Source organism: Streptomyces sp. NPDC005931, from assembly GCF_042871235.1.
Lineage (GTDB): Bacteria > Actinomycetota > Actinomycetes > Streptomycetales > Streptomycetaceae > Streptomyces.
On record NZ_JBIAIG010000004.1, the window covers coordinates 249,696 to 276,478 of the forward strand.

The 26,783-nt window shown below is 72.6% G+C and carries 29 protein-coding genes; 24 read left to right on the top strand and 5 right to left on the bottom strand.

Features of this window, described 5'->3' with window-relative positions; translation table 11 throughout:
- The first annotated feature begins 43 nt into the window (after positions 1–43).
- The 5 genes from rpsM (at position 44) to truA (ending at position 3,697) form a co-directional block, all read left to right on the top strand.
- Positions 44–424 carry a 30S ribosomal protein S13 gene (gene rpsM, locus ACFYOV_RS12265; protein ID WP_004984507.1) on the top strand — a complete coding sequence of 127 codons (381 nt, stop codon included), beginning with the start codon at positions 44–46 and terminating at the stop codon, positions 422–424.
- 64 nt (positions 425–488) lie between these two features.
- Entirely contained in the window at positions 489–893 is a 405-nt protein-coding gene (rpsK, locus tag ACFYOV_RS12270) for a 30S ribosomal protein S11 (protein ID WP_003956432.1), read from the top strand.
- A 154-nt stretch (positions 894–1,047) separates the two neighbouring features.
- On the top strand, positions 1,048–2,070 hold the full coding sequence (locus tag ACFYOV_RS12275) for a DNA-directed RNA polymerase subunit alpha (protein ID WP_003966937.1): 1,023 nt from the start codon (positions 1,048–1,050) through the stop codon (positions 2,068–2,070).
- A 181-nt stretch (positions 2,071–2,251) separates the two neighbouring features.
- Entirely contained in the window at positions 2,252–2,764 is a 513-nt protein-coding gene (rplQ, locus tag ACFYOV_RS12280; protein ID WP_389086158.1) for a 50S ribosomal protein L17, read from the top strand.
- Between the two features lie 75 nt (positions 2,765–2,839).
- Positions 2,840–3,697 (top strand): tRNA pseudouridine(38-40) synthase TruA, encoded by an 858-nt coding sequence (gene truA, locus ACFYOV_RS12285; protein WP_389086160.1) that lies wholly within the window; start codon positions 2,840–2,842, stop codon positions 3,695–3,697.
- A 43-nt stretch (positions 3,698–3,740) separates the two neighbouring features.
- Here the strand turns inward: truA and ACFYOV_RS12290 are convergent, their stop codons facing one another.
- A complete protein-coding gene (locus ACFYOV_RS12290; RefSeq protein ID WP_389086162.1) occupies positions 3,741–4,622 on the bottom strand; it encodes a hypothetical protein in 882 nt (293 codons plus the stop codon).
- A 539-nt stretch (positions 4,623–5,161) separates the two neighbouring features.
- On the opposite strand from ACFYOV_RS12290, the gene rplM reads away from it, so the two are divergent.
- The 3 genes from rplM to glmM all read left to right on the top strand — a co-directional run bounded on the left by rplM (position 5,162) and on the right by glmM (position 7,828).
- The gene (gene rplM / locus ACFYOV_RS12295; protein ID WP_019526965.1) at positions 5,162–5,605 is read left to right on the top strand and encodes a 50S ribosomal protein L13; all 444 of its coding nucleotides are present in this window, start codon (positions 5,162–5,164) and stop codon (positions 5,603–5,605) included.
- A gap of 42 nt (positions 5,606–5,647) precedes the next feature.
- Positions 5,648–6,160, top strand: a complete 513-nt coding sequence (rpsI, locus tag ACFYOV_RS12300; protein ID WP_164335014.1) for a 30S ribosomal protein S9 — start codon at positions 5,648–5,650, stop codon at positions 6,158–6,160.
- A 309-nt stretch (positions 6,161–6,469) separates the two neighbouring features.
- Positions 6,470–7,828 (top strand): phosphoglucosamine mutase, encoded by a 1,359-nt coding sequence (gene glmM, locus ACFYOV_RS12305; protein ID WP_389086165.1) that lies wholly within the window; start codon positions 6,470–6,472, stop codon positions 7,826–7,828.
- 451 nt (positions 7,829–8,279) lie between these two features.
- Here the strand turns inward: glmM and ACFYOV_RS12310 are convergent, their stop codons facing one another.
- Together ACFYOV_RS12310 and coaA are read right to left on the bottom strand one after the other, a co-directional pair.
- Positions 8,280–9,227, bottom strand: a complete 948-nt coding sequence (locus ACFYOV_RS12310; protein WP_389086167.1) for a DUF389 domain-containing protein — start codon at positions 9,225–9,227, stop codon at positions 8,280–8,282.
- A 16-nt stretch (positions 9,228–9,243) separates the two neighbouring features.
- Positions 9,244–10,233 (bottom strand): type I pantothenate kinase, encoded by a 990-nt coding sequence (coaA, locus tag ACFYOV_RS12315; RefSeq protein ID WP_389086169.1) that lies wholly within the window; start codon positions 10,231–10,233, stop codon positions 9,244–9,246.
- 212 nt (positions 10,234–10,445) lie between these two features.
- Here coaA and ACFYOV_RS12320 point away from each other — a divergent pair, with 212 nt between their 5' ends.
- The 6 genes from ACFYOV_RS12320 to ACFYOV_RS12345 all read left to right on the top strand — a co-directional run bounded on the left by ACFYOV_RS12320 (position 10,446) and on the right by ACFYOV_RS12345 (position 15,106).
- Positions 10,446–11,237, top strand: coding sequence for a hypothetical protein (locus ACFYOV_RS12320; RefSeq protein WP_389086171.1), 792 nt, complete (start codon positions 10,446–10,448; stop codon positions 11,235–11,237).
- A gap of 118 nt (positions 11,238–11,355) precedes the next feature.
- Complete coding sequence (gene glmS / locus ACFYOV_RS12325; RefSeq protein WP_389086173.1) at positions 11,356–13,203, top strand: glutamine--fructose-6-phosphate transaminase (isomerizing); 1,848 nt, start codon at positions 11,356–11,358, stop codon at positions 13,201–13,203.
- Positions 13,204–13,332: 129 nt separating this feature from the next.
- Positions 13,333–13,503, top strand: coding sequence for a hydrophobic protein (locus ACFYOV_RS12330; protein ID WP_201834524.1), 171 nt, complete (start codon positions 13,333–13,335; stop codon positions 13,501–13,503).
- Between the two features lie 116 nt (positions 13,504–13,619).
- Positions 13,620–13,991, top strand: a complete 372-nt coding sequence (locus ACFYOV_RS12335) for a holo-ACP synthase (protein ID WP_389086176.1) — start codon at positions 13,620–13,622, stop codon at positions 13,989–13,991.
- Positions 13,992–14,029: 38 nt separating this feature from the next.
- Positions 14,030–14,164 (top strand): hypothetical protein, encoded by a 135-nt coding sequence (locus ACFYOV_RS12340; RefSeq protein ID WP_389086178.1) that lies wholly within the window; start codon positions 14,030–14,032, stop codon positions 14,162–14,164.
- Between the two features lie 105 nt (positions 14,165–14,269).
- Entirely contained in the window at positions 14,270–15,106 is an 837-nt protein-coding gene (locus ACFYOV_RS12345; RefSeq protein ID WP_389087065.1) for an RNA polymerase sigma factor SigF, read from the top strand.
- A gap of 596 nt (positions 15,107–15,702) precedes the next feature.
- Here ACFYOV_RS12345 and ACFYOV_RS12350 read toward each other — a convergent pair.
- Positions 15,703–15,972, bottom strand: coding sequence for a hypothetical protein (locus ACFYOV_RS12350; protein WP_389087113.1), 270 nt, complete (start codon positions 15,970–15,972; stop codon positions 15,703–15,705).
- Between the two features lie 161 nt (positions 15,973–16,133).
- Between ACFYOV_RS12350 and ACFYOV_RS12355 the strand changes: the two genes are divergently transcribed.
- From ACFYOV_RS12355 to ACFYOV_RS12375, 5 genes are all read left to right on the top strand, one after another.
- Positions 16,134–17,690, top strand: a complete 1,557-nt coding sequence (locus ACFYOV_RS12355) for an NAD(P)H-hydrate dehydratase (RefSeq protein WP_389086180.1) — start codon at positions 16,134–16,136, stop codon at positions 17,688–17,690.
- Positions 17,691–18,686: 996 nt separating this feature from the next.
- On the top strand, positions 18,687–19,883 hold the full coding sequence (gene alr / locus ACFYOV_RS12360) for an alanine racemase (RefSeq protein ID WP_389086183.1): 1,197 nt from the start codon (positions 18,687–18,689) through the stop codon (positions 19,881–19,883).
- A gap of 109 nt (positions 19,884–19,992) precedes the next feature.
- A complete protein-coding gene (locus tag ACFYOV_RS12365) occupies positions 19,993–21,246 on the top strand; it encodes an alpha/beta fold hydrolase (RefSeq protein WP_389086186.1) in 1,254 nt (417 codons plus the stop codon).
- Positions 21,212–21,745, top strand: coding sequence for a tRNA (adenosine(37)-N6)-threonylcarbamoyltransferase complex ATPase subunit type 1 TsaE (gene tsaE / locus ACFYOV_RS12370; RefSeq protein WP_389086189.1), 534 nt, complete (start codon positions 21,212–21,214; stop codon positions 21,743–21,745). The genes ACFYOV_RS12365 and tsaE overlap by 35 nt, the downstream gene beginning before the upstream one ends.
- Before the next feature lie 262 nt (positions 21,746–22,007).
- Positions 22,008–22,184, top strand: coding sequence for a hypothetical protein (locus ACFYOV_RS12375; protein ID WP_389086191.1), 177 nt, complete (start codon positions 22,008–22,010; stop codon positions 22,182–22,184).
- 80 nt (positions 22,185–22,264) lie between these two features.
- On the opposite strand, the gene ACFYOV_RS12380 is transcribed toward ACFYOV_RS12375, so the two are convergent.
- Positions 22,265–22,813, bottom strand: coding sequence for a hypothetical protein (locus ACFYOV_RS12380; RefSeq protein WP_389086193.1), 549 nt, complete (start codon positions 22,811–22,813; stop codon positions 22,265–22,267).
- Positions 22,814–22,932: 119 nt separating this feature from the next.
- Here ACFYOV_RS12380 and tsaB point away from each other — a divergent pair, with 119 nt between their 5' ends.
- From tsaB to ACFYOV_RS12405, 5 genes are all read left to right on the top strand, one after another.
- Positions 22,933–23,586, top strand: a complete 654-nt coding sequence (gene tsaB, locus ACFYOV_RS12385) for a tRNA (adenosine(37)-N6)-threonylcarbamoyltransferase complex dimerization subunit type 1 TsaB (protein WP_389086195.1) — start codon at positions 22,933–22,935, stop codon at positions 23,584–23,586.
- Positions 23,587–23,621: 35 nt separating this feature from the next.
- Positions 23,622–24,131, top strand: a complete 510-nt coding sequence (gene rimI / locus ACFYOV_RS12390; protein WP_389087068.1) for a ribosomal protein S18-alanine N-acetyltransferase — start codon at positions 23,622–23,624, stop codon at positions 24,129–24,131.
- Positions 24,124–25,209, top strand: coding sequence for a tRNA (adenosine(37)-N6)-threonylcarbamoyltransferase complex transferase subunit TsaD (gene tsaD, locus ACFYOV_RS12395; RefSeq protein ID WP_389086197.1), 1,086 nt, complete (start codon positions 24,124–24,126; stop codon positions 25,207–25,209). The genes rimI and tsaD overlap by 8 nt, the downstream gene beginning before the upstream one ends.
- Positions 25,206–25,469 carry a hypothetical protein gene (locus ACFYOV_RS12400; protein WP_389086200.1) on the top strand — a complete coding sequence of 88 codons (264 nt, stop codon included), beginning with the start codon at positions 25,206–25,208 and terminating at the stop codon, positions 25,467–25,469. Before tsaD ends, ACFYOV_RS12400 begins: the two co-directional genes overlap by 4 nt.
- Positions 25,470–25,577: 108 nt before the next feature.
- On the top strand, positions 25,578–26,630 hold the full coding sequence (locus ACFYOV_RS12405) for a LacI family DNA-binding transcriptional regulator (RefSeq protein ID WP_389086202.1): 1,053 nt from the start codon (positions 25,578–25,580) through the stop codon (positions 26,628–26,630).
- Positions 26,631–26,783 lie beyond the last annotated feature (153 nt).

The following is a 26,783-nucleotide window of genomic DNA, read 5'->3' on the forward strand; positions in this document are numbered from 1 at the left end:
CCGGTTCTGTGGAAGACCTCCGAAGATCAACTGGAGCCATTGAATGGCACGCGTTTCCGGTGTTGACATTCCGCGCGAAAAGCGCGTGGAGATCGCCCTCACCTACGTGTTCGGCATCGGCCGGACCCTTTCGCAGCAGACGCTGGCCGCCACCGGCGTCGACCCGAACACCCGCGTTCGCGACCTCTCCGAGGAGCAGCTCGTCGCGATCCGCGAGTACGTCGACAACAACATCAAGACCGAGGGTGACCTCCGTCGCGAGATCCAGGCCGACATCCGCCGCAAGGTCGAGATCGGCACCTACCAGGGTCTGCGTCACCGTCGCGGTCTGCCCGTCCGCGGTCAGCGCACCAGCACCAACGCGCGTACCCGCAAGGGCCCGCGTCGCGCCATCGCCGGCAAGAAGAAGCCGGGCAAGAAGTAGTCCGCAGCGGACCTCCGTCCACGGTCTTCGCTGTAGGACCGACCACCTCCCGTAGGAGTAACAGATGCCCCCCAAGGGTCGTCAGGGCGCTGCCAAGAAGGTGCGCCGCAAGGAAAAGAAGAACGTCGCTCACGGCCACGCGCACATCAAGAGCACGTTCAACAACACGATCGTCTCCATCACGGACCCGTCCGGCAACGTGATCTCCTGGGCCTCCGCCGGCCACGTCGGCTTCAAGGGCTCCCGTAAGTCCACGCCGTTCGCCGCGCAGATGGCCGCCGAGTCGGCTGCCCGCCGCGCCCAGGAGCACGGCATGCGCAAGGTCGACGTCTTCGTCAAGGGCCCGGGTTCCGGTCGTGAGACCGCCATCCGTTCGCTCCAGGCGACGGGTCTCGAGGTCGGCTCCATCCAGGACGTCACCCCGACCCCGCACAACGGCTGCCGTCCGCCGAAGCGCCGCCGCGTCTGACGCACGGCCGCTTCGTTCGGCTTCGGGTTCCGGGCGGTACGGCTCGTAAGGGCCGTACCGCCCGTACCCTTGCAGTACCCGCACTTTTCATCGGGTGCGGTTTCCGTCGGACGTCAAATAGCGGGCGTCCACGAAAGAAGGATCTGATCCACACATGCTGATCGCTCAGCGTCCCTCGTTGACCGAAGAGGTCGTCGACGAGTTCCGCTCCCGGTTCGTGATCGAGCCGCTGGAGCCGGGCTTCGGCTACACCCTCGGCAACTCCCTCCGCCGCACCCTCCTGTCGTCGATCCCCGGTGCCGCTGTCACCAGCATCCGCATCGACGGCGTCCTGCACGAGTTCACCACCGTGCCGGGCGTCAAGGAGGACGTCACCGACCTGATCCTCAACATCAAGCAGCTGGTCGTCTCCTCGGAGCACGACGAGCCGGTCGTGATGTACCTGCGCAAGCAGGGCCCGGGTCTGGTCACCGCCGCCGACATCGCGCCCCCGGCCGGTGTCGAGGTGCACAACCCCGACCTCGTCCTCGCCACGCTCAACGGCAAGGGCAAGCTGGAGATGGAGCTGACCGTCGAGCGCGGTCGCGGCTACGTCTCCGCCGTGCAGAACAAGCAGGTGGGCCAGGAGATCGGCCGCATCCCGGTCGACTCCATCTACTCGCCGGTTCTGAAGGTCACCTACAAGGTCGAGGCGACCCGTGTCGAGCAGCGCACCGACTTCGACAAGCTGATCGTCGACGTCGAGACCAAGCAGGCGATGCGTCCGCGCGATGCCATGGCCTCCGCCGGCAAGACCCTGGTCGAGCTGTTCGGTCTGGCGCGCGAGCTCAACATCGACGCCGAGGGCATCGACATGGGCCCGTCCCCGACGGACGCCGCGCTCGCCGCCGACCTGGCGCTGCCGATCGAGGAGCTGGAGCTCACCGTTCGGTCGTACAACTGCCTCAAGCGCGAGGGCATCCACTCCGTGGGTGAGCTCGTGGCCCGTTCCGAGGCCGACCTGCTCGACATCCGCAACTTCGGTGCGAAGTCGATCGACGAGGTCAAGGCGAAGCTGGCCGGCATGGGCCTGGCCCTGAAGGACAGCCCGCCCGGATTCGACCCGACCGCTGCCGCGGACGCCTTCGGCGCGGACGACGACGCGGACGCCGGCTTCGTGGAGACCGAACAGTACTGAGGGCTCGGGCCTTCCGGTCCGTGCCCGGGTGCGGGTGCGCTGTGCTCGACCGCGCAGCTCCCCGCGCCCTTTCCGAGCGTGGCCCTCCGGGGCCCCGCCCGGATCTCCGACGGGCAACCGCCCGCTCGGATACTGACCCCGGTACCTGATACGGCCGGGGCAGACACACAGGAGAAGAACCATGCCGAAGCCCACCAAGGGTGCCCGTCTGGGCGGCAGCGCCGCGCACGAGAAGCTGATGCTCGCGAACCTCGCGAAGTCGCTCTTCGAGCACGGCCGCATCACCACCACCGAGGCGAAGGCCCGCCGCCTGCGCCCGTACGCCGAGCGTCTGGTCACCAAGGCGAAGAAGGGCGACCTTCACAACCGCCGTCAGGTGCTCCAGGTCATCACGGACAAGAGCATCGTCCACACGCTCTTCACCGAGATCGGCCCGCGGTACGAGAACCGTCCGGGTGGCTACACCCGCATCACCAAGATCGGTAACCGCCGTGGCGACAACGCGCCCATGGCCGTCATCGAGCTGGTCGAGGCGCTGACGGTGCAGCAGTCGGCGGTCGGCGAGGCCGAAGCCGCGACCAAGCGCGCGGTCAAGGAAGACGCCCTCAAGAAGGACGAGGCCGTCGAGGCCAAGGCCGAGGAGACCAAGGACGAGGCCGCCGAGGCCCCGGCCGAGGAGTCCAAGGACGCCTGAGGCAACTGCCTCGCGCCGAGCGGGTCCGCCCCCTGCGGGGCGGGCCCGCTTTCGCGTGGCTGAGAGGATCTGGACGTGAGTGACGAAGTACAGCCCGGGTTCGTACGCATCCGCCTCGACCTCTCCTACGACGGCACCGACTTCCACGGCTGGGCCAAGCAGGCCGGGGGCCGGCGGACGGTGCAGGGGGAGATCGAGGACGCCCTGCGGACCGTCACGCGGTCCGGGGGGACGACGTACGAGCTGACCGTGGCCGGCCGGACGGACGCCGGGGTGCACGCGCGCGGGCAGGTGGCGCACGTGGATCTGCCCGCCGGGGTGTGGGCGGAGCACAGCGCGAAGCTGCTGAAGCGGCTCGCCGGGCGGCTGCCGAAGGACGTCCGGGTGTGGGCCCTGCGGGAGGCCCCGGCCGGCTTCAACGCGCGGTTCTCCGCCGTCTGGCGGCGCTACGCCTATCGCGTCACCGACAACCCCGGCGGGGTGGACCCGCTGCTGCGCAACCACGTGCTGTGGCACGACTGGCCGCTCGACGTGGACGCCATGAACGAGGCTGCGCGGGGGCTGCTGGGGGAGCACGACTTCGCCGCGTACTGCAAGCGGCGGGAGGGCGCGACGACGATCCGCACGCTCCAGGAGCTGAGCCTGGTGCGCGGGGAGGACGGGATCGTCACGGCGACGGTCCGGGCCGACGCCTTCTGCCACAACATGGTGCGCTCGCTGATCGGGGCGCTGCTGTTCGTCGGTGACGGCCACCGTCCTGCGGACTGGCCCGCGAAGGTGCTGGCGGCGGGGGTACGGGACTCCGCGGTGCACGTCGTACGGCCGCACGGGCTGACGCTGGAGGAGGTCGGCTATCCGGCCGACGAACTGCTGGCCGCCCGCAGCAAGGAGGCACGCAACCGGCGGACACTGCCCGGCGCCGGCTGCTGCTGAGGCGCGGGGGCCGGTCGCGTGCCCGGCCGGCCCCTGGGCTGCGCTACTGATTCGCCGCGGCCGACGCCTGGGCCTCGCCCCTGCGGCGGATCTGGCGGAACGCGAACTCCGCGAGGTCGTCGCCCGCGGCGAAGACGGCCGTGTCCTTGGTGGTCACGTCCTTGCCGTTGGTGAAGCCGGCGAGGGTGAAGTAGGCGTAGCGGCCGTAGGAGTTGGTCGTCGAGCGGCAGACCGCGCCGTCGCAGAAGGACGCCACGCCGCCGCCCGCGAGCGACTTGATGATGCTCTTGTCGTCGGCCTGCTGCTTCGCCTTGAGCGCCTGCGCCTCGGTGCCGAACACGGCCACGCCGACCGTCACCGCCACGTTGTCCTTGGTGTAGGTGACGCGCATCAGGCGGGTGCAGGCGTTGGCGGTGAGCACCTTGGGGAGTGTGGCCTTCGCGGCGGAGGCGCAGTCGCGGGTGTCCGCGGTGGGGCCCTTCTTGTACACCGTGTCGCCCATGGTCAGCTGGGTGCCCGGGAAGAGGATGTCCGGGCTGAGCGGTGCCTTGTCCTTCTTGGCGCTGGCGATGAAGTCCTTCGGGTCCAGCGGGGGCGGGGCGCTCGTCGGGGCGAAGGACGGGACGGTGGCCGTCGCGCTCGGGATGTCGGCGGTCCCGGGCAGCTGGGAGGACGGGTTGTCGGAGGCCTGGCCGTTGCCGTTCGCGGAGACGACGGCGACCGCCACGGCCGTGCCTATCGCGACGGTGGCGAGTGCGCCACCGCCGATGAACAGCAGCCGGCGCCGCTTGTTGCGGGCCTCGGACGCCTCAGCGAGCGCGGCCCAGTCCGGTGACTGGCCTGCGCCCCCGCTGTTCCAGGGCTGCTGAGAATGCGGTTTCCAGGGATCCCACTGTGACTGAGGTCCCCCCTGCCCATAACTCATGGGGCGCATCTTAGACGGGCCGAGCCGTGCCCCGGTCCGCGCCAACCTGCCCTGGACACCCCGCTGTTGCGGCGCGGACCGGGCACAAATGCGGCATCTCCGGGTGCTTCGTGCGCGGCTGAGCGGTGCTCAGGGGGCGCGGGGCAAGGGGATATTGGGCCACGGAGGGTTCGTCCGGGCCTCTGACCTCGTACGGCGCCCTCTCCGATCATCCGGGTCACGGTGCGTGAGGGGCCGGGCGTGGTGGGTCACCGGAGTCGGTCGGCGACCGCCGGATGGCGGGGGAGCGCCGTAGAATGGGGGGAGCCCCACCGTCGGCGGGCTCGTTTTGACCCGTCCGGCTGAGCGTGGGTATCCTGCATGTTCGTTATGTGTATTGGCTTGCTCATTCTCACGTGAGGGGCCCTTACACCGGTCCACCGGGCCGATGACCAGCGACCAGCACGCGGTTTGCGTCACCGCAGTGCGGTCAGGGCTGTCGTGATCGTCTTCGGTGACCTTGTCAGGACCATTCACTGAAGAAGCGAAGGCTACGAACCGTGCGTACGTACAGCCCCAAGCCCGGCGATGTGACGCGCCAGTGGCACGTCATCGACGCTCAGGACGTCGTCCTGGGCCGTCTGGCCTCCACTGCGGCATCCATCCTGCGCGGCAAGCACAAGCCCATCTACGCGCCGCACGTTGACACCGGTGACTTCGTCATCATCATCAACGCCGACAAGGTGCACCTCTCCGGCAACAAGCGGACCCAGAAGATGGCGTACCGCCACTCGGGCTACCCGGGTGGTCTGCGCTCCGTCCGGTACGACGAGCTGCTGGCGAAGAACCCCGAGAAGGCCATCGAGAAGGCCGTCAAGGGCATGCTCCCCAAGAACACCCTGGGCCGTCAGATGCTCTCGAAGCTGAAGGTCTACTCGGGCGACCAGCACCCGCACGCTGCCCAGCAGCCGGTGCCGTTCGAGATCACCCAGGTCGCGCAGTAAGTCCGGCCACCCCCTAAGACTGAACAGAATCTGAGGAGAATCGTGGCCGAGACCACTGCCGAGCAGCCGCTCGAAGAGCTTGACATCGACAGCTACACCACCGAGTCCGAGGCCCCCGTCGAGGGCGAGTACACCTCGGAGTCCATGGCCTCCCGCTTCGGCGAGCCGCAGCCGGCCGCCGGCCTGGGCCGCCGCAAGAACGCCATCGCCCGCGTCCGGATCGTCCCGGGCTCCGGCAAGTGGAAGATCAACGGTCGCACCCTCGAGGACTACTTCCCGAACAAGGTGCACCAGCAGGAAGTGAACGAGCCCTTCAAGGTGCTCGAGCTCGAGGGCCGTTACGACGTCATCGCCCGCATCGCGGGTGGCGGTGTCTCCGGTCAGGCCGGTGCGCTCCGTCTCGGTGTCGCCCGCGCGCTGAACGAGGCCGACGTCGACAACAACCGCGGCCCGCTCAAGAAGGCCGGCTTCCTGCGCCGCGACGACCGTGCGGTCGAGCGGAAGAAGGCCGGTCTGAAGAAGGCCCGCAAGGCCCCGCAGTACAGCAAGCGCTAATCGCAGCTGCCTCTGCTCGTACTCCGAACGCCCCGGCGGCACGCCACTGTGCCACCGGGGCGTTCGTTTATTCCATGCCGTGGGCCTATAACGAGACAAGGCGCTCAAAGGCTAATGTGATCGGATGGTCGGGCCGTGGGTGCCCTGGGACGCGTGAGCCGCAGACGCGTCCCGCATCACGACCTGGAACACAACACCGCCTTCGCCGGCGGCACAACCGTCGCATGCGCGGGCAGGTCCAACGCCTCGGCACGGACCCCGCGTCGCCATGGCACGGCTTTCGACACTGAAGCGTTTTCAGGAGGACAAGTGGGACGACTCTTCGGCACGGACGGCGTGCGCGGTGTCGCCAACGCGGACCTGACGGCGGAGATGGCGCTCGGCCTCTCCGTCGCCGCCGCGCACGTACTGGCCGAGGCGGGCACGTTCGAGGGCCACCGGCCCACTGCGGTGGTCGGGCGTGATCCGCGCGCGTCCGGGGAGTTCCTGGAGGCCGCCGTCGTCGCGGGCCTGGCGAGCGCGGGCGTGGACGTGCTCCGGGTCGGCGTGCTGCCGACGCCGGCGGTGGCGTACCTCACCGGGGCGCTGGGCGCCGACCTCGGCGTGATGCTCTCCGCGAGCCACAACGCCATGCCGGACAACGGCATCAAGTTCTTCGCGCGCGGCGGTCACAAACTCGCCGACGAGCTGGAGGACCGGATCGAGACCGTGTACGAGGAGCACCGCACCGGCGCGCCCTGGGACCGGCCGACCGGCGCGGGTGTCGGGCGGGTGCGGGACTACGAGGAGGGGCTCGACAAGTACGTCGCCCATCTCGTCGGTGTCCTGCCGAACCGGCTGGACGGGCTGCGGATCGTCCTCGACGAGGCGCACGGCGCTGCCGCGCGGGTCTCGCCGGAGGCGTTCACGCGGGCCGGGGCCGAGGTCGTCACGATCGGCGCCGAGCCGGACGGGCTCAACATCAACGACGGCTGCGGATCGACCCACCTCGACCGGCTCAAGGCGGCCGTCGTCGAGCACGGGGCGGCCCTCGGCATCGCGCACGACGGGGACGCCGACCGGTGCCTGGCCGTGGACCACACCGGCGAGGAGGTGGACGGCGACCAGATCCTCGCGGTGCTGGCGCTGGCCATGCGGGAGCGTTCCGCGCTGCGGTCGGACACCGTCGTCGCCACGGTGATGTCCAACCTGGGCTTCAAGCTGGCCATGGAACGCGAGGGCATCCAGCTCGTGCAGACCGCGGTGGGCGACCGGTACGTCCTGGAGGAGATGAAGGACAAGGGCTACGCCCTCGGCGGCGAGCAGTCCGGCCACGTCATCATCCTGGACCACGCGACGACCGGTGACGGCACGCTGACCGGCCTGCTGCTGGCGGCACGGGTCGCCGAGACGGGCCGCACGCTGCGGGACCTGGCGTCGGTGATGGAGCGGCTGCCGCAGGTGCTGATCAACGTGCCGGACGTCGACAGGTCCCGGGTGAGGACCTCGGCCGAGCTGGCGGCGGCGGTGACGGAGGCGGAGCGCGAGCTGGGCGAGACCGGCCGCGTCCTGCTCCGCCCCTCGGGCACGGAGCCGCTGGTCCGCGTCATGGTCGAGGCCGCCGACATCGACCAGGCCCGCTCGGTCGCGGGCCGCCTGGCGGACGCGGTGAAGTCGGCCCTCGGATAGGGCGCGGACGGCCACCGGCGGTGTGACGGGACCAGGGGGCGGGGCCCGCGGTGACGCGGGGTTCGCCCTCCGCAGGGGCGGGCCAGGAGGCCCGTGGGGCTCGCCGAGCGGGCTGCCTGCCTGCCGGTGTCCCGGCGGGTACCCGCCCGGGCGAGGGGCGTACGGCGCTGCCGCCCGGGGTGGGTGCCGACGGTGTCGGTGCGTGCCGGGGTGGGGCCCGCCCTCTCGGCCGTGCCCCGTCGGCCGGCTCCGGAAGCGTCGGTGGCCCGTCGGCCGGCTCCGGAAGCGTCGGTGCCCCGTCGGCCGGCTCCGGTTGCGCCGGTGCCCCGTCGGCCGGGTCGGCCCCCTGGGTGCGGTGCGGGGCACCGCGCCGCGGACCGGGCGGGACGCCGGGCCGGTTGCCATGTCGGCCGGGGGCTCGCCTACGACCCTTTCGTGCCTCCGCCGGGTGTCACCGCCGTGGGGTGCGGTGCAGGCGGGCCTGCTGCCGGGCCCAGAAGTGCTTCTGGGTCAGCAGGGTGAGCGTGCCGGCCAGGATGATGCCCACCAGGTTGAGCAGCAGCTGCTCGGTGGAGCCCCAGGTCTGGACCGTGTCGCCGTAGCTCAGGGCGACGGCGGCGTTCGCGGCGGCCGGGACGGTGGTCACCGAGATGGCCACGCCGACCAGGGCGCCGGACTTCGCGGACGTCAGGGAGAGCGTGCCGGCGGCGCCCGCCAGGACCGCCACCACGAAGGAGAACCAGTCGGGGGCGTAGACGAACCCGGTCTGCGGGCGTTTCGCGTTCAGCTGCTCCTGGCTGAACAGACCCACCGCGTCCATGAAGAAGCTGAAGCCCACCGTCACCGACATCGCCGCCGCGAAGCCCACCAGCAGGGCGATCACCGAGCGCAGGGCGAGCCGCGGCTTGCGCTGGACGACCGCGGTGGAGATGCCGGCCAGCGGCCCGAACTCCGGGCCCACCGCCATCGCACCGACGATCAGGATCGCGTTGTCGAGCACCACACCGCAGGCGGCGATCATCGTGGCCAGCGTGATGAACGCGAGGTAGGTGACCGACAGGGTGGACTCCTCGTGGGTCGCGTCGGTCAGGTGCTCCCACAGCACCGCGTCCGCGGGCTCACCCGGTGCCTCCTCCTCCGCCCGTTCGGCCCGCTGCGACAGCGACAGGTCGATGTTCTCCACGGCGATCGAGCCGGACGCGTCGATCCCCAGCCGCTGCAACCCGCTGAGCAGGTCGTCCCCCGCCTCCCGGGCCACGTCGCACAGCACGACGTCCCCGGCCGGGTCACGGGCGGCGCCCGGCAGGACGACGAGGTGCGTGGTGCCGACGGTCTCCCGGATCAGCCCGACCGCCTCGTCGGTCTTCTCGGCCGGCGTGATCAGGCGCAGGTGCAGCATGGGCGCAGCGTAGCGGTCACAGCTTGCGCAGGCTGAGGCGCTGCACCTTGTGGTCGGGGCCCTTGCGCACGACGAGGGTGGCACGGCCCCGCGTGGGGGCGATGTTCTCCACCAGATTGGGCTTGTTGATCGTCCGCCACATCGTGCGGGCGTAGTCCAGGGCCTCTTCCTCCGAGACCTGGGTGTACCGGCGGAAGTACGAGGACGGGTTCTGGAACGCGGTCTCGCGCAGCCGCTTGAAGCGGTTGAGGTACCAGCGCTCGATGTCCTCGGTGCGGGCGTCCACGTAGACGCTGAAGTCGAAGTAGTCGGCGAGTCCCACGCGGGTGCGGCCGTCCTTGCCGGGCAGTGCGGGCTGGAGGACGTTGAGCCCCTCGACGATCAGGATGTCAGGGCGGCGCACGACCAGCTTCTCGCCGGGCACGATGTCGTAGATCAGGTGGGAGTAGACGGGGGCGGTCACCTCGTCCTTGCCCGCCTTGATGTCGGCGACGAAGCGGGTGAGCGCGCGGCGGTCGTACGACTCGGGGAAACCCTTCCGCGACATCAGTCCGCGTGCCTGGAGCTCCTTCGTCGGCAGCAGGAAGCCGTCCGTCGTGACCAGTTCCACGCGCGGGTGCTCGGGCCAGCGCGACAGCAGGGCCCGGAGCAGGCGGGCGACCGTGGACTTGCCGACGGCGACGGACCCTGCGACGCCTATGACGAACGGGGTGCCGGACTGGGAACCCTGCTCGCCGAGGAAGGTGTTCAGCGCCCCGCGCAGTCCGTCGGTGGCGCCGATGTAGAGGTTGAGCAGCCGGGACAGCGGGAGGTAGACGTCCCGTACCTCGTCGAGGTCGATGACGTCGCCGAGGCCGCGCAGCTTCTCCACCTCCGCGGCCGAGAGCGGCAGCGGCGTCTTGTCCCGCAGCGCGCTCCACTCGGCACGGGTGAGGTCCACGTAGGGAGTCGCCTCCGGCCGCTGCCGGTGGGCGCTCCGGGGCGTCGAGGAGACCGGAGAGATCACAGTCCATTGTTAACGGAGTTTGAACGCGATGGCGGGTGTGCTGTGTCACGCCCGGCGCACGCCCTTGCGCGGGGCCCCGGCTTCCAAGATCACGTCGGCGTCACGGTCGCGTACCGGGTGGTCGCACCGATGATCAACTGGGGCGGTGCTGTGCGTACAGTGCGCGCACAGCGTTGCGGAGTCCTCCGCAGATTCGAAGAAAGAGTTCCCACGTGAGAACCCACGCCGTTCGCCGTACCGCGCTCGCCGCGTCCGCCGCCGCGCTCGCCCTGCTCGTCACCGCGTGCGGTGGGTCGGGGGACAAGGACAAGGCGGACGAGGGCAAGGGCAAGGACAAGGGCTCGTCGAGCGCCTCCGCGGCGCCGGCCGCCAAGGCGCTGACCGCCGCCGAGCTGGAGAAGGCCGCGCTGGCCCAGGCCGACGTCAAGAGCGGCAAGGTCGCCACCAGGATCGCGGCGACCGACGACATCACCAAGGACCAGGTGACGTCCGACGACGCCGCCTGCCTGCCGCTCGCCCGCGCGCAGGCCGGTGTGGCGCAGGGCGAGCCCGCTGCGACGGTCAAGCGCTCCTGGACGGGCGAGCCGAAGAAGCCCTCCGCCGACACCAAGCCCGAGGAGGCCCTGCTGGCCGCCCTCGACCTGGAGAAGATGCTGATCACCCTCGCCTCGTACGACGGCGGCGGCGCCGAGCAGGCGATGAAGGACCTGAACGCCGCGGCAGGCCAGTGCGCCGGCGGTTTCACGGCCACCATGGGCGGCGAGAAGCTCGAGGTCGTCAAGGTCGCGAAGACGGCCGCGCCGCAGGGCGGGGACGAGGGCGCGGCCGTCACCCTGACCGTGGCCGCCGAGGAGGGCGTGAAGGCGCCGAGCAAGATCGTCATCGTGCGCAAGGGCGCCACCCTGGTGTCGTTCAGCGTGGTGAACCTCGGCGCGTTCGCCACCGGCGAGGACTTCGACGTCCCGGCGGACATCGTCGGCGCCCAGGTCGCCAAGCTCGGCTGAGCCCGTCCGACCCTCGTTTCCCTTCCTGTTCCCACCGGTGCCGGGCACCGGTGGGAATTTCCGATTTCGGGCAGGACGCGACCTGTTCTGGCCTCTGACGGACCGTAGGCTGCCGTTCATGTGCGGAATCGTGGGATACGTGGGGCCGCAGTCGGCGCTCGAAGTCGTGATGGCCGGGCTGAAGCGGCTGGAATACCGGGGATACGACTCGGCGGGCGTCGCCGTGCTCGCGGACGGCGGGCTGGCGACGGCGAAGAAGGCCGGGAAACTGGTCAACCTGGAGAAGGAGTTGGGCGCCCGGCCGCTGCCGACCGGCGCCACCGGCATCGGGCACACCCGGTGGGCCACGCACGGCGGTCCCACCGACGCCAACGCCCACCCGCACCTCGACAACGCGGGCCGGGTCGCCGTCGTCCACAACGGCATCATCGAGAACTTCGCCGCCCTGCGCGCGGAGCTGGCCGAGCGCGGGCACGACCTGCTCTCGGAGACCGACACCGAGGTCGTCGCCCACCTGCTCGCCGAGGAGTTCTCCTCCTGCGCGGACCTCGCCGAGGCGATGCGGCTGGTGTGCCGGCGCCTCGAAGGGGCGTTCACGCTGGTCGCGGTGCACGCCGACCAGCCGGACGTGGTCGTCGGAGCGCGCCGCAACTCGCCGCTGGTCGTGGGTGTCGGGGAGAGCGAGGCGTTCCTCGCCTCGGACGTTGCCGCGTTCATCGCGCACACCCGTTCCGCGATCGAGCTGGGCCAGGACCAGGTGGTGGAGCTGCGCCGCGACGGCGTGACGGTCACCGGGTTCGACGGCGCGCCGGCCGAGGTGCGTTCGTACCACGTCGACTGGGACGCGTCGGCGGCGGAGAAGGGCGGCTACGACTACTTCATGCTCAAGGAGATCGCCGAGCAGCCGAAGGCGGTCGCCGACACGCTGCTGGGCCGGATCGACGGGGCGGGCTCGCTGACCCTGGACGAGGTGCGCATCCCCACGTCGGTGCTGCGCGAGGTCGACAAGGTCGTCATCGTTGCCTGCGGCACGGCGTTCCACGCCGGGCTGATCGCCAAGTACGCGATCGAGCACTGGACGCGGATCCCGTGCGAGGTGGAGCTCGCGAGCGAGTTCCGGTACCGGGACCCGATCCTCGACCAGCAGACGCTCGTCATCGCCATCTCCCAGTCCGGCGAGACGATGGACACGCTCATGGCGCTGCGGCACGCGCGCGAGCAGGGTGCCAGGGTCCTCGCGATCTGCAACACCAACGGCTCGACGATCCCGCGCGAGTCCGACGCGGTGCTGTACACGCACGCCGGGCCGGAGGTCGCGGTCGCCTCGACGAAGGCGTTCCTGACGCAGCTGGTGGCGTGCTACCTGGTCGCGCTGTACCTCGGGCAGGTGCGCGGCACCAAGTGGGGCGACGAGATCCGCGCGGTGATCCGGGACCTGTCCTCGATCGCCGGTGAGGTGGAGCGCGTCCTGGAGACGATGGAGCCGGTGCGCGAGCTGGCCCGTACCCTCGCCGACAAGGACACGGTGCTGTTCCTGGGGCGGCACGTGGGCTATCCGGTCGCCCTCGAAGGGGCGCTGAAGCTCAAGGAGCTCGCCTACATGCACGCCGAGGGCTTCGCGGCGGGCGAGCTCAAGCACGGGCCGATCGCGCTGATCGAACAGGACGTGCCGGTCGTCGTGGTAGTCCCGTCGCCGAGCGGGCGGTCCGTCCTCCACGACAAGATCGTCTCCAACATCCAGGAGATCCGCGCCCGGGGCGCGCGGACGATCGTCATCGCCGACGAGACCGACGAGGCGGTGGTCCCCTACGCCGACCACCTCATCCGCATCCCGGCCACGCCGACGCTGCTCCAGCCCCTGGTCGCGACGGTCCCCCTCCAGGTCTTCGCCTGCGAACTGGCAACGGCCCGCGGCAACGAGGTGGACCAGCCGCGCAACCTCGCGAAGTCGGTGACGGTGGAGTAGCCGTCCGGGGCATCCGGGAGGGCGGGGGACGACCTGCGTCTTTTCCCCCAACTCCGGGAAACTAACGCCGTGTCGGCCGGCTTGTGCGGTGGGTCCGGGGGGCACACGGAGGGCCGGAGGTTGATACACATGGTTCCCCTTCTTCTGGTTCTTCTGTTGGCTCTGATCCTTTTCGGTGCGGGCTTCGCACTGAAGGCGCTGTGGTGGATCGCTGTCATCGTGCTGGTGCTGTGGCTGCTGGGCTTCGTGGTCCGCCCGGCGGGCACCGGCGGCCGCCGAGGGCGCTGGTACCGCTGGTAGGAGAGCGGAACGCACGTGAGGGGCTCCGGCCGGTGGCCGGGGCCCCTCACGCGTGGCGGTGCCCGGACGGGGCGAGGGGCGGCGGTGCGGGGGTGCCGCCTCATAAAGTGCTCGCCATGAGCATCATCGGGGTTGGGATCGACGTGGCCGAGATCGAGCGGTTCGCGGCGTCGCTGGAGCGCACGCCCGCGCTCGCCCAGCGACTCTTCCTGGAGAGCGAACTGCTGCTGCCGAGCGGGGAGCGCCGGGGCGTCGCCTCGCTGGCCGCGCGGTTCGCCGCCAAGGAGGCGCTGGCCAAGGCGCTCGGCGCGCCGAGCGGGATGTACTGGACCGACGCCGAGGTGTACGTCGAGGACAGCGGACAGCCGCGGCTGCGGGTCAAGGGCACGGTGGCGGCACGGGCGGCCGAGCTGGGCGTACGGTCGTGGCATGTGTCCCTCAGCCATGACGCCGGGGTGGCGTCGGCGGTCGTGATCGCCGAGGGATGAACGGACGCGGGAAGGTGTGGCACGGGTGGTGAGCACGGATGAGTGAGGTACCGCTGGCCTTTCCCGGGGCCGGCGTCGACCTGCCGGTATGGGGAGAGGCGTTCCTCGTGGTGGCCGCCGTGCTCACCGTGGTCTTCACCCTCGTACGGCTGGTGCGCGGCCGGCGCCGGTGATCCGGAGGGCGGCCAGGCGTACTTCGGATGGACCGGGGTAAGCGCGTGGAGCCGGTGCCCGGAGCGGGGCCGACCGAACAGGGAGGGCGAACAGTGACGTCGACGATGGCGCGGACCGATCGAGCTCACACCGTGACCGAGCTGCCGGAGGTCGCCGATCCCGGCCAGGTCGCGCCGAAGGACGCCCGCGAGCTGTCCAAGCTGTTCTTCGAGGAGCTGGCGGTACGGGAGGAGGGCACGCCCGAGTACCAGTACGCGCGGAACACGCTCATCGAGATGAACATGTCCCTCGTCCGCTTCGCGGCCGGACGGTTCCGCAGCCGGGGGCCCGAGGAGCGCGAGGACATCGTCCAGGTCGGCACGATCGGGCTGATCAAGGCCATCGACCGGTTCGAGCTGTCCCGCGAGGTGGAGTTCACCTCCTTCGCCATTCCGTACATCGTCGGCGAGATCAAGCGGTTCTTCCGGGACACCTCCTGGTCCGTCCACGTCCCGCGCCGGCTCCAGGAGGCCCGGGTCCAGCTCGCCCGCGCCACCGAGGAACTGCGCAGCCGGCTCGGCCGCACGCCCACGGTCAAGGAGCTCGCCCAGTTGATGAGCCTGACCGAGGACGAGGTCATCGAGGCCCGGATCGCCGCCAACGGCTACAACTCCGCCTCGCTGGACGCGGCGATCGGCAGCGAGCCGGACGGTGAGAGCGTGCTGGCGGACTTCATCGGCTCGGAGGACGCCGCGCTGGAACTGGTCGAGGACTTCCACGCCCTCGCCCCGATGATCGCCGAGCTCGACGATCGCGAGCGCAAGATCATCCACTGGCGGTTCGTGGAGGAGCTGACTCAGGCGGAGATCGGTGCCCGGCTCGGCTGCTCCCAGATGCACGTCTCGCGCCTGCTGTCCCGCACCCTGAAGCGACTGCGCGAGGGCATGCTCGCCACGGAGTGATCCGGGCTTCGGCGGATGGCTGTTGCCCGGTGCCGGATGTGACGACCGTGCCACGTGACGCGGTGTTGGATTCGACGCGGTGTTGGATGCGACGCGGATGTGACGGGGTGCCGGTTGTGACGCGGTGCCGGATGTGACGCGGCGTTGTATATACGGGCGTGCGGATCCCGGTGGGTACCGGGATCCGGCGGCACGCGATCCGGCAGGCGCGGGGATCGGACGCCACAGCCGTCCGACGGGCGCACGAGCCGAAACCGTGAGCAGGGCTCGTGGCGATCGCGTCGGTGGCGGGGCGCCGGGGAGCGGCGGGATCGGCGGCCCGGTCCGAGGCCGCGGGGAGGCACGGGGCGGCTCGCCGGCGAGCGGCCCGCTTCGGGCAGGGCATCGTCCCGCGCCCGGCTCGTACCGTGGGCGCTCGCTCCGCCGAGCCGGCGTCCGGGTCCGCACCGCGTGGGCGGGACGCCTGAGCGTCCGGTGTGTGGATCACTCCCCCGGGCGCGGGGGTCCGGAACGCGCATCCGCGGCGTTGTCGTCGGTCGCCGAGGCTCCGCGTCGACGCCGTCCTCCGCCCTGCAGCCGCACGCACTTGACCCCGCTCACGGTGGCGGCAGGGCGTCGTCGCCTCTCCGTGTCCTGACCCGGTCGAAGGCCCAGGCCCGAGCGCGGCCCGTTCCCGAACAGGGCTCGCCCCGAACGCCGCGTGCGGCCGGGCGCTCGGCCACGAGCCGACGCCCGCCGCAGGAGGGTTCGCGGGCGCCGGCCGTGGTGGAGCGCCGGCAGATCGACTGGGTGCTGTTCACCAGGCGGTTGTTGCGGAACGTCGTGTTCTCCCCGCAGGGGTTCTCGCGGATCGCGGAGTCCGTCACCGAGGCTCTGGAGGGCGACGTCCCGGTTGTCCGGGACCTCCGAGCGGGCGGCGGCCAGGGCGTGGCACCGAGTCAATGGCTGCGGCGGACTGCGGACTTCGGGACGCCGTCGGTTCCCGCGCTACGGGAGCGGGGACGTCTCGTGCGGGACACTCGGACGCATGCGGACTGCGTACAGCGTGGAGACGGTCAGGACGGCGGAACGGGAACTGATGGCGCGGCTGCCGGAGGGGGCGCTGATGCAGCGCGCCGCCGCCGGGCTCGCCGCGGCCTGCGCGGACGTGCTGGGGCGGGTGTACGGCAGCCGGGTCGTCCTGCTGGTCGGCAGCGGCGACAACGGCGGTGACGCCCTGTACGCCGGTGCCCGGCTGGCCCGCCGCGGCGCGGGTGTCACGGCGCTGCTGCTCACGCCGGAACGCGCGCACCCGGGCGGGCTCGCGGCACTGCGCCGGGCCGGCGGGCGGGTACGGGCGGCGCACGGCGGCAGCGGTGGCGATGGGATGGACGGGCACGACCGCGCTGAAGGGGGGGAGGGGGCACACCGAGCCGGCCTGACCCACCCGGCGGACGCGGCTGCCGGTGCCGCAGTGTCGGCCGGTGCGGCGGCCGAGGAACTGATCGCGCGGGCGGATCTCGTCGTGGACGGCGTCGTCGGGATCGGCGGCAAGGGCGGGTTGCGTCCGGAGGCGGTACCGCTCGCCGCGGCGGCCGAGCGGTCGCGGGCCGCGGTGGTCGCGGTCGACCTGCCGAGCGGCGTCGACGTGGACACCGGCGAGGTGCACGGGACGGCACTCCGGGCCGACCTCACGGTGACGTTCGGGGCGCACAAGCCGGGGCTGCTGATCGACCCGGCGCGGGAGTACGCCGGCTCCGTGCGCCTGGTCGGCATCGGGCTGGAGCTCCCGGCCGAACCGGAACTGGAGGCGCTCCAGCACGCGGACGTGGCCCGGCTGCTGCCCGTGCCGCGCGCGGAGAGCGACAAGTACCGGCGCGGTGTGGTCGGCGTGGCGGCGGGCTCGGCGCGTTATCCCGGGGCCGCGGTGCTGGCGGTCGCCGGCGCGCTGCGGGGCGGTGCGGGTGCCGTGCGGTACGTCGGTCCCGCCGGGCAGGCGGTGATCGCCCGGTTCCCCGAGACGCTGGTGTCGGACCGGGGACCGAAACACGCGGGCCGGGTGCAGGCGTGGGTGGTCGGCCCGGGCGCCGGGGACGACGCGGCGACGGTGGGCGAGGTGCTGGCGGCGGACGTGCCGGTGCTGATCGACGCGGACGGGCTGCGGCTGGCGGAGGCCGCGGCGGTACGGGCCCGCCGGGCGCCCACGCTGATGACCCCGCACGCCGGGGAGGCCGCCGCGTTGCTCGGCGTGGAACGCGAGGAGGTCGAGGGCGGCCGGCTGGCGGCTGTGCGGGAACTGGCGGGGCGGTACGGCGCGACCGTGCTGCTCAAGGGCTCCACGACCCTGATTGCCGACGCGGCCGGCGGCCCCGTCAGGGTGAACCCGACGGGCACGTCCTGGCTGGCCACAGCCGGCAGCGGTGACGTCCTGTCCGGCCTGGCGGGCTCCCTGCTGGCGGCGGGCCTGCCACCCGTGGACGCGGCGAGCGCCGCAGCCTACCTCCACGGCCTCGCGGGCCGCCTCGCCGCGACGGGGGCACCGGTGGGGGCGCAGGACGTGGCGGAGGCGATCACGCGGGCGTGGCGGGACGTGGTGCGTGGCTGAGGGGCGGGCTCAGCGGGGGCCGTGCGGCGGGGATCGGCCGGGGCGTCCGTGGGAGCGGGTCCCGGCCGGCGTCGGACGCCGGCGCGCCCCCGCCGGCGTCCAGCGTGCCCTGCTGGGGCCTGCGCCACCCGCTGGGGCCTGTGCCCGCCGGTGCGAACCGCCTCGCCTGTGGCCCGCCTCGCCTGTGGCCCGCCCCTCCTGTGGACGGTCGCGGCTGCGGCCAGGTCCTGTGCCCGCCGCTGTGGCCTGTCGCGCCTGAGGCCGGGTGCTGCGTCCGTGGCCTGCCGCGCCTGTCCTGTGCCCGTGGTCTGGCGCCTGTGGCTGGGTCCTGCGTCCGTGGTCCGCCATCGCCTGAGGCTGGGCCCTGCGCGCGCTGCTGTGGCCTGTCGCGCCTGTGGCCGGAACCAGCCGTCGCCGCTGCGGCCCGCGGCCGGGTCCTGGGCCCGTGGTCCGGCGCCTGTGGCTGGGTGCTGCGTCCGTCGTCTGTCGCGGGTGTGGCTGGGCCCTGTGGCCGCCGCTGTGGCCTGTCGCGCCTGAGGCCGGGTGCTGCGTCCGTGGTCCGCCATCGCCTGTAACTGGGACCTGTGCCCGCCGCTGTGGCTCGCCGCGCCGCGGCCGGGTCCTGGGCCCGGAGTCCGCCGCTCCCGCGGCCGGGACCTCCGCCTGCGGCTCGCCCCGCCTCGGCCGGGTCTCACGCCCCGCGGCCCGCGGCCCGCCACCCCGGGGCTGCAGCCCGCGCCCCGCGGCCCGCGGCCCGCCACCCCGGGGCGGCGGCCCACCACCCCCGCTGCTGCGTGCCACCCTCCCGAACGTCGGCGTGGCTCGCCCTCCCGCCGGCAGGGCCCGCCGCCCCGATCGCGCGAGGAGCCCGGGTGGGCCCGGTCGACGGCGAGCCCCGCGGGGACGGGACGGCAAGCAGGGTCCTGGGCCTGGGTGGCGCGATGAGTTCGACCGGCCCCCACGGGACCGCGGGGGCGCTCTGAGACACTGGGCGGGATGAACGAGACAGTTGCCCCCGGGACCGCTGCCCAGCGGGCCCGTGCCGAGATCGATCTGGCCGCGTTGCGGGCCAATGTACGGACCCTGCACGCCCGGGCGGCCGGGGCGGCCCTCATGGCCGTCGTCAAGGCCGACGCGTACGGGCACGGGGCGATCGCGTGCGCGCGGGCGGCTGTCGCGGCCGGGGCGACCTGGCTGGGCACCGCCACGCCGCAGGAGGCGCTGGCGCTGCGCGCGCCCGGCGCCGGGGTGCCGGCCGACGTGCGGATCATGTGCTGGCTGTGGACCCCCGGCGGGCCCTGGCGGGAGGCGATCGAGGCGGACCTCGACGTGTCCCTCAGCGGCACGTGGGCGCTGGAGGAGGTCACCGGTGCCGCCCGCCTCGCCGGTCGGCCCGCGCGGGTCCAGCTCAAGGCCGACACCGGGCTCGGTCGCGGCGGCTGCCAGCCCGGGGACTGGGCCGACCTGGTTGCGGGCGCGCTGCGCGCGGAGGCCGAGGGGCTGGTGCGCATCACCGGGCTGTGGTCCCACTTCGCCTGCGCCGACGAGCCCGGACACCCCTCCATCGCCGCCCAGCTCACCCGCTTCCGGGAGATGGTGGCGTACGCGGAGCAGCGGGGGGTGCGCCCCGAGGTGCGGCACATGGCGAACTCGCCCGCCACCCTCACCCTGCCCGAGAGCCACTTCGACCTCGTCCGACCGGGCATCGCGATGTACGGCGTCTCACCCAGCCCCGAGATCGGCACCCCGGCCGACTTCGGGCTGCGCCCGGTGATGACCCTCTCCGCCTCCCTCGCCCTGGTGAAACACGTGCCCGGCGGCCACGGCGTGAGCTACGGCCACCACTACGTCACCCCGGGCGCCACCACCCTCGGCCTCGTCCCCCTCGGTTACGCCGACGGTGTCCCGCGTCACGCCTCCTCCGCCGGGCCCGTCCTGGTCGACGGCAAGTGGCGCACGGTCGCCGGGCGGATCGCCATGGACCAGTTCGTCGTCGACCTCGGAGGCGACGAGCCCGCCCCGGGCACCCGGGCGGTCCTCTTCGGCCCCGGCGACCGCGGCGAGCCCACCGCCGAGGACTGGGCGCAGGCGGCCGGAACCATCGCGTACGAAATCGTCACCCGGATCGGAACGCGCGTTCCCCGCGTCTATGTGAACGAGCAGAACGACCGGCACGGGGAACAGAACGGGTAAGCGTTCGGAGATCCGGCGAACACGAGAACCCTCGCGTGCGCCGGTCCCCGTGTGAACCGTCCGGCCCCACCCCACTGAGCGTCGGCAGCCCGGCGAAGAGGAGCGGTACGTGAGCGAGAGCAGTGCGGAGGCCGTCGCGGACGCCGCCACGGCGGCCGTCGCCTCCGCCGCCGGGGCGCCCGGCGGCTGGCGCCGGGCCACCGGCCTCGCGGGCGTGGCGATAGGCGTGCTCGCCACGGGCGCCGCCGCCGGGGTCGCCATAGAGCGGATGACCGTCGGCCGGGACATGCGCAGGAAGGCCCGGCTCGCCCTCGACTCCGCGGGACCGTACGGGGCGCTGCGCGGCACACCCGGCAAGGCGTACGCCGACGACGGCACCGAGCTCTACTACGAGGTCGACGACCTCGACCCCGACCCGGCGACCACCCCCGCACGCCGCCGCAGGCTGTTCGGGCGCAAGGCGCCTGCCCCCGTCACCGTCGTCTTCAGCCACGGCTACTGCCTGAACCAGGACTCCTGGCACTTCCAGCGGGCCGCGCTGCGGGGCGTCGTACGGACCGTGCACTGGGACCAGCGCAGCCACGGCCGCTCCGGGCGAGGCGCGGCCCAGGTGGAGCGGGGCGAGCCGGTCACCATCGACCAGCTGGGGCAGGACCTCAAGACGGTCATCGACGCGACCGTGCCCGAGGGGCCGATCGTGCTCGTCGGGCACTCCATGGGCGGCATGACGGTGATGGCCCTCGCCGACCAGTATCCCGAGCTGGTCCGCGAGCGGGTCGTCGGCGTCGCCCTCGTCGGCACCTCGTCGGGCAATCTCGGCGAGGTGAACTTCGGGCTGCCCGTGGCCGGGGTCAACGCGGTGCGGCGGGTCCTGCCGGGGGTGCTGAAGGCGCTGGGGCAGCGGGCGGACCTGGTGGAGAAGGGGCGCCGGGCCACCGCGGACCTGTTCGCCGGGGTCATCAAGCGGTACTCGTTCGCGTCCCGGGACGTCGACCCGGCCGTCACCCGGTTCGCCGAGCGGATGATCGAGGGCACGCCGATCGACGTGGTCGCCGAGTACTACCCGGCGTTCAACGACCACGACAAGACCGAGGCCCTCGCCCACTTCGCCGGCCTTCCGGTGCTGGTGCTGGCCGGGGTGCAGGACCTCGTCACGCCCAGCGAGCACAGCGAGGCCATTGCCGACCTGCTGCCGGACGCCGAGCTCGTGCTGGTCCCGGACGCCGGGCACCTGGTGATCCTGGAGCACCCCGAAGTGGTCACCGACCGGCTCGCCGACCTGCTCACCCGCGCGGGCGCGGTGCCCGCAGGGGCTACCGTGGGTGGCTATGGAAGCACCAGCAGCGCCGCACAACCCGGCTGATCCGCAGCCCCCCGCGAACACCGTCGAGCTGACCGTCACCTCGCCCGAGCAGATGCGGGAGCTGGGCCGCAGACTCGCCAAGCTGCTGCGCGCCGGCGACCTGGTGATGCTCACCGGCGAACTCGGCGCGGGCAAGACCACGCTGACCCGCGGGCTCGGCGAGGGGCTCGGGGTGCGGGGCGCCGTCACGTCCCCGACGTTCGTGATCGCCCGCGTGCACCCGCCCCTCGGGGACGGTCCGCCGCTGGTCCACGTGGACGCGTACCGCCTGGCGGGCGGGCTGGACGAGATGGAGGACCTCGATCTCGACGTCTCACTGCCGGACTCCGTGGTCGTCGTGGAGTGGGGCGAGGGCAAGGTCGAGGAGCTGACCGACGACCGCCTGCACGTCGTCGTCCACCGCGCCGTCGGTGACACCACGGACGAGGTGCGCCACGTGACCCTGACGGGCCTGGGCGAGCGCTGGTCGGGAGCGGACCTGAGCGTGCTGTCGGCGTGAAGCGCCCCGCCGCCGGCGCGAGCGACCCGCCGCCGTGGGTGCGCCCGCGTCCATGGGATCGGGGTGCAATCGGTTCGTCGGAACCGACGACCGTCGCGCCGCCGGCGGAGCCCGCCCCGGCGGTCCCCGTCCCCGCTGGTCCGTACGTTCCGACAAGACGTCGGCATGATGTTGCGTTCGGCGTCCCGGGCGTGGTCACATGGTATCCAGTCCGTAGTTAGGTCTACCTAACTACGCCCGCCCCCGCACCCAGGAGGCGACCATGTCGGCCACCACCGAACCCGCGTCCCGCACCGCGGCGCAGCCGCAGCCGTTCCCCGGAATTCCCCTGCGCGACCTGCTCCCGGCCTGCGCGGCCGCCGCCGCCATCTCCACGCCGCCGGGCGCCCCCGAACCGCGGATGCCCGAGCCGGTCGAGGAGCGCCGGGACGCCGCGTAGCGCAGGCGGCCCACCGGAGTCACCGGCGGACGACCGCCACTGGAAGCGGCGGCCACCGCACGGCGGCCCGCGCACTGCGGCTAGCGGACGACCACGACCCTCCGGTCGATCGTCGCGAACCGCCACATCGCCGCGCCGTCCGCCCGTGTCTGCCGGATGCCGCCCGTCCGGACCGCCGGATCCCGCTCCGGCATCGAGCCGTCCACCGCCGCGCTGAACCCGATCACCACGCCCTTGGTGCTGGTGAAACGCACCACGTGCTCGACGGGAACGCCGTCCGATCCGGTGACCGACTTGGAGCGCGAGGTGACCCGGTAGGTCCCCGGCGCCGGGTCCACCGTGCTGGGGCTGACCGCGAACGTGCGCCCGACCGTGCCGTCGGCCCGCACCAGCCACACCCGGTCGCCGCCGAGCGAGTACACCACCCGGGCGCCCCTGCCGGACCGGTCGGGCAGCGTCGGCGAGCCCGGTTCGGCCCGGGGCACGTCGGCGGCCGCCTGGGAGGTGGGCGCCCGCGTCCCGGCCGGCTCGGCCGGGGCGGTCGCCGACGCCTGGAAGGCGAGGAAGCCCACCGTGGCCAGGGCCGCCGCAGTGAGCCCCGCGACGATTCCGGAGCTGGAGCCTGCCACCGTCGTCACCTCTGTCCCGAATTATCTGATCGTGTGCGTATGCCGTCGCGACGGTAGCAGTATGTGACCGTCCGACCGGGGCGGCCGTGCCAAGGGCGCGGGAGCCGTAGGCTGTTTGCGTGCTCTTGCTCGCTCTGGATACCGCCACCCCCGCCGTCACCGTCGCGCTCCACGACGGCGACGACGTCATCGCCTCGTCGAGCCAGGTGGACGCCCGCCGCCACGGCGAGCTGCTGCTTCCGGCGATCGACCGGGTGCTCGCCGAGGCCGGTCTGCGGCTGGACGCCGTCACCGGGATCGTCGTCGGCAGCGGCCCCGGGCCGTACACCGGGCTGCGGGTCGGCCTGATGACCGCGGACACGTTCGGCCTCGCCCTCGGCGTCCCCGTGCACGGTGTGTGCACGCTGGACGGCCTGGCCTTCGCCGCCGACCTGGAGGGCCCCTTCGTCGTGGCGACCGACGCCCGCCGCAAGGAGGTGTACTGGGCGCGCTACGCCGACTCCCGCACCCGTCTCACCGACCCCGCCGTGGACCGGCCCGCCGCCATCGCCGAGCAGGTCAAGGGCCTGCCCGCGGTCGGTGCCGGCGCGCTGCTGTACCCGGACACCTTCCCCCAGGCCCACGAACCCGAGCACGTGTCCGCCGCCGCCCTCGCCCGGCTGGCCGCCGAGCGGCTGGCCGCGGGCGAGGAGCTGCCGGCGCCCCGGCCGCTGTACCTGCGCCGCCCCGACGCCCAGGTCCCCAAGAACTACAAGGTGGTCACCCCCAAGTGACCGGAACCGGAACCGACACCGTCGTGCTGCGCGAGATGCGCTGGTGGGACATCGACGCCGTGCTGGAGCTGGAACGCGACCTGTTCCCGGAGGACGCCTGGTCGCGCGGCATGTTCTGGTCCGAGCTGGCGCACGCGCGCGGGCCCGAGTCCACCCGGTGCTACGTGGTGGCTCAGGAGCGCGACCGCGTCGTCGGCTACGCGGGCCTCGCCTCCTCCGGCGACCAGGCCGACGTGCAGACCATCGCCGTCACCCGCGAGCACTGGGGCACCGGCCTCGGCTCCCGGCTGCTGACCGAGCTCCTGCGGGCGGCGACCGCCTTCGAGTGCGCCGAAGTCATGCTGGAGTGCCGGGTGGACAACGTCCACGCGCAGAAGCTCTACGAGCGGTTCGGCTTCGAGACCATCGGTGTCAGGCGCGGCTACTACCAGCCGGGGAACGTGGACGCCCTGGTGATGCGCCTGACCGACCCGTCCACCCCCGTAAGTCCCGCGAACCCCGCGAACCCCGCGAACGGCGTACAAGGAACCGAGACCCATGGCTGACGAACCCCTGGTACTGGGGATCGAGACCTCCTGCGACGAGACCGGCGTCGGCATCGTCCGGGGCACCACCCTGCTCGCGGACGCCGTCGCCTCCAGCGTCGACGAGCACGCCCGCTTCGGTGGCGTCGTCCCGGAGGTCGCCTCCCGGGCGCACCTGGAGGCGATGGTGCCGACGATCGACCGCGCGCTGAAGGAGGCGGGGGTGAGCGCGCGGGACCTCGACGGCATCGCCGTCACCGCCGGTCCCGGCCTCGCGGGCGCGCTGCTGGTGGGCGTCTCCGCGGCGAAGGCGTACGCCTACGCGCTCGGCAAGCCCCTGTACGGCGTCAACCACCTCGCCTCGCACATCTGCGTCGACCAGCTCGAGCACGGGGCGCTGCCCGAGCCGACCATGGCGCTGCTGGTGTCCGGCGGGCACTCCTCGCTGCTGCTGTCCTCGGACATCACCTCCGACGTCCGTCCCATGGGCGCCACCATCGACGACGCGGCGGGTGAGGCGTTCGACAAGATCGCGCGCGTGCTGAACCTCGGCTTCCCCGGCGGCCCCGTCATCGACCGGTACGCGAAGGAGGGCGATCCGGACGCGATCGCCTTCCCGCGCGGGCTGACCGGGCCGCGCGACCCGGCGTACGACTTCTCCTTCTCCGGGCTGAAGACGGCCGTGGCCCGCTGGATCGAGGCCAGGCGGGCGGCGGGGGAGGAGGTGCCGGTGCGCGACGTGGCGGCGTCCTTCCAGGAGGCGGTCGTCGACGTGCTCACCCGCAAGGCGGTGCGGGCCTGCAAGGACGAGGGCGTCGACCACCTGATGATCGGCGGCGGCGTGGCCGCCAACTCACGGCTGCGGATCCTCGCCGAGGAGCGCTGCGCGGCGGTCGGCATCCGGCTGCGCGTACCGCGCCCCAAGCTGTGCACGGACAACGGCGCGATGGTGGCCGCCCTCGGCGCGGAGATGGTCGCCCGCAACCGCCCGCCGTCCGACTGGGACCTCTCGGCGGACTCCTCGCTGCCGGTGACGGACCCCCACGTGCCGGGCCACGACCACGTCCACGAGGTGAGCGGGGAGAACCTGTACTCATGACCCTGGCCCTGATGTGGGAGGCCCGTGCCCAGCCCGGCCGGGCCGCGGACCTCCTGACCTGGTCCCGGGAGAGGCTGCGCGACCTCCCCGGCAACCCCCTGCGCCGTGAGACCCTGCGCGCCCCCGAGGACCGCGTCCTGGTCATCACCTGGTGGGACGCCGCCTACGACGCGGACGTGCCGGAACTCCCGGACCCCGACGAAGCGTTGGTCGCCCGCCCGGTGCACCGCTGGAGGTTCGAGTCGGTCACGGTGGAGTGACGTCGGGGCCGGCGAGGAGAATGTTTCGGTAACGACATCGAATGTTCCGGTGGCTCCGGGCGTGCACGGGTCTTCGTCAACCCGTCCGGCCGGGATACGATCGCCGCCATGACTTCCCCGCAGCCCGCAGAAACCCGGACGCAAGGGCGCGGCACGCAGACCGCGACCCTCGCCGAGATCGCGCGCGAGGCCGGCGTCTCCGCGCCGACTGTTTCGAAGGTGCTCAACGGTCGTGCCGATGTCGCCCCCGCCACTCGCAGCCGGGTCGAGGAACTGCTGCGCGCCCACGGCTACCGGCGCCGCCGGGCCGAGGCCACCCGCTCGCCGCTGATCGACCTGGTCTTCCACGAGTTGGAGAGCGCCTGGGCGATGGAGGTCATCCGGGGCGTGGAGAACGTCGCCCGGGACGCCGGGCTGAGCGTGGTCCTCTCGGAGAGCGCGGGGCGGCTCACCCCGGGGCGGACCTGGGCCGACCAGGTCGCCGCGCGCCGCCCGCACGGTGTGATCCTCGTGCTGTCCGGCCTCGACGAATCCGGCCGGGCTCTCCTGACCAGCCGTTCCATCCCGTTCGTGGTGATGGACCCGGCGGGCGACCCGGGCGCCGACGTCCCCTCCATCGGCGCCACCAACTGGCAGGGCGGTCTCGCCGCCACCCGGCACCTCGTCGAACTGGGCCACACCCGCATCGGGGCGATCAGCGGCCCCTCCCGGATGATGTGCAGCCGCGCCCGCGTCGACGGCTACCGGGCAGCCCTGGAGACCGCAGGACTCCCGGTGGACCCCGGGCTGATCGTCAGCGGTGACTTCCACCACGACGCCGGCTACCGGCAGGGCCTCGCCCTGCTGCGCCGTGAGGACCGGCCCACCGCGGTCTTCGCCGGCAACGACCTCCAGGCGCTCGGCCTGTACGAGGCCGCACGCGAGCTGGGGCTGCGGGTCCCGGAGGACCTGAGCGTGGTCGGGTTCGACGACCTGCCCGTCGCCCGCTGGGTCGGGCCGCCGCTGACGACCGTACGGCAGCCGCTGACCGAGATGGCGGAGGCGGCGGCCAAGCTGGTCCTCGACCTGGGCAAGGGCGCGGACTCGGCGATCGCGACGCGGGTGGAGCTGGCCACCAGCCTCGTCATGCGCAGCAGCACGGCGCCGCCGGCACGGGCGTGACCCGGGAGCGCCGCCCCGGGCGGCGCCCGCCCGGGACCCCGGCCGCGCGGAGACGGCCCGAAAAGATCTCCGGGAAATACAGGTGATCATGTCGATCCCGGTGCCTCCCGATCGACGCAGGGATGAGAGGCCGGGAAGGACCCGGCCCGCACG

Excerpts from the sequence above, each read along its gene's own strand:
- tsaE (WP_389086189.1), top strand. The coding sequence starts at position 21,212 with ATGGAAGCACCAGCAGCGCCGCACAACCCGGCTGATCCGCAGCCCCCC.
- rimI (WP_389087068.1), top strand. The coding sequence starts at position 23,622 with ATGCGCTGGTGGGACATCGACGCCGTGCTGGAGCTGGAACGCGACCTG.
- ACFYOV_RS12330 (WP_201834524.1), top strand. The coding sequence starts at position 13,333 with ATGGTTCCCCTTCTTCTGGTTCTTCTGTTGGCTCTGATCCTTTTCGGT.
- ACFYOV_RS12340 (WP_389086178.1), top strand. The coding sequence starts at position 14,030 with ATGAGTGAGGTACCGCTGGCCTTTCCCGGGGCCGGCGTCGACCTGCCG.
- ACFYOV_RS12335 (WP_389086176.1), top strand. The coding sequence starts at position 13,620 with ATGAGCATCATCGGGGTTGGGATCGACGTGGCCGAGATCGAGCGGTTC.
- rpsK (WP_003956432.1), top strand. The coding sequence starts at position 489 with ATGCCCCCCAAGGGTCGTCAGGGCGCTGCCAAGAAGGTGCGCCGCAAG.
- tsaD (WP_389086197.1), top strand. The coding sequence starts at position 24,124 with ATGGCTGACGAACCCCTGGTACTGGGGATCGAGACCTCCTGCGACGAG.
- alr (WP_389086183.1), top strand. The coding sequence starts at position 18,687 with ATGAACGAGACAGTTGCCCCCGGGACCGCTGCCCAGCGGGCCCGTGCC.
- glmS (WP_389086173.1), top strand. The coding sequence starts at position 11,356 with ATGTGCGGAATCGTGGGATACGTGGGGCCGCAGTCGGCGCTCGAAGTC.
- ACFYOV_RS12275 (WP_003966937.1), top strand. The coding sequence starts at position 1,048 with ATGCTGATCGCTCAGCGTCCCTCGTTGACCGAAGAGGTCGTCGACGAG.
- ACFYOV_RS12310 (WP_389086167.1), bottom strand. The coding sequence starts at position 9,227 with ATGCTGCACCTGCGCCTGATCACGCCGGCCGAGAAGACCGACGAGGCG.
- ACFYOV_RS12400 (WP_389086200.1), top strand. The coding sequence starts at position 25,206 with ATGACCCTGGCCCTGATGTGGGAGGCCCGTGCCCAGCCCGGCCGGGCC.
- rplQ (WP_389086158.1), top strand. The coding sequence starts at position 2,252 with ATGCCGAAGCCCACCAAGGGTGCCCGTCTGGGCGGCAGCGCCGCGCAC.
- ACFYOV_RS12290 (WP_389086162.1), bottom strand. The coding sequence starts at position 4,622 with ATGAGTTATGGGCAGGGGGGACCTCAGTCACAGTGGGATCCCTGGAAA.
- ACFYOV_RS12405 (WP_389086202.1), top strand. The coding sequence starts at position 25,578 with ATGACTTCCCCGCAGCCCGCAGAAACCCGGACGCAAGGGCGCGGCACG.
- ACFYOV_RS12375 (WP_389086191.1), top strand. The coding sequence starts at position 22,008 with ATGTCGGCCACCACCGAACCCGCGTCCCGCACCGCGGCGCAGCCGCAG.
- rpsM (WP_004984507.1), top strand. The coding sequence starts at position 44 with ATGGCACGCGTTTCCGGTGTTGACATTCCGCGCGAAAAGCGCGTGGAG.
- ACFYOV_RS12355 (WP_389086180.1), top strand. The coding sequence starts at position 16,134 with ATGCGGACTGCGTACAGCGTGGAGACGGTCAGGACGGCGGAACGGGAA.
- ACFYOV_RS12345 (WP_389087065.1), top strand. The coding sequence starts at position 14,270 with ATGGCGCGGACCGATCGAGCTCACACCGTGACCGAGCTGCCGGAGGTC.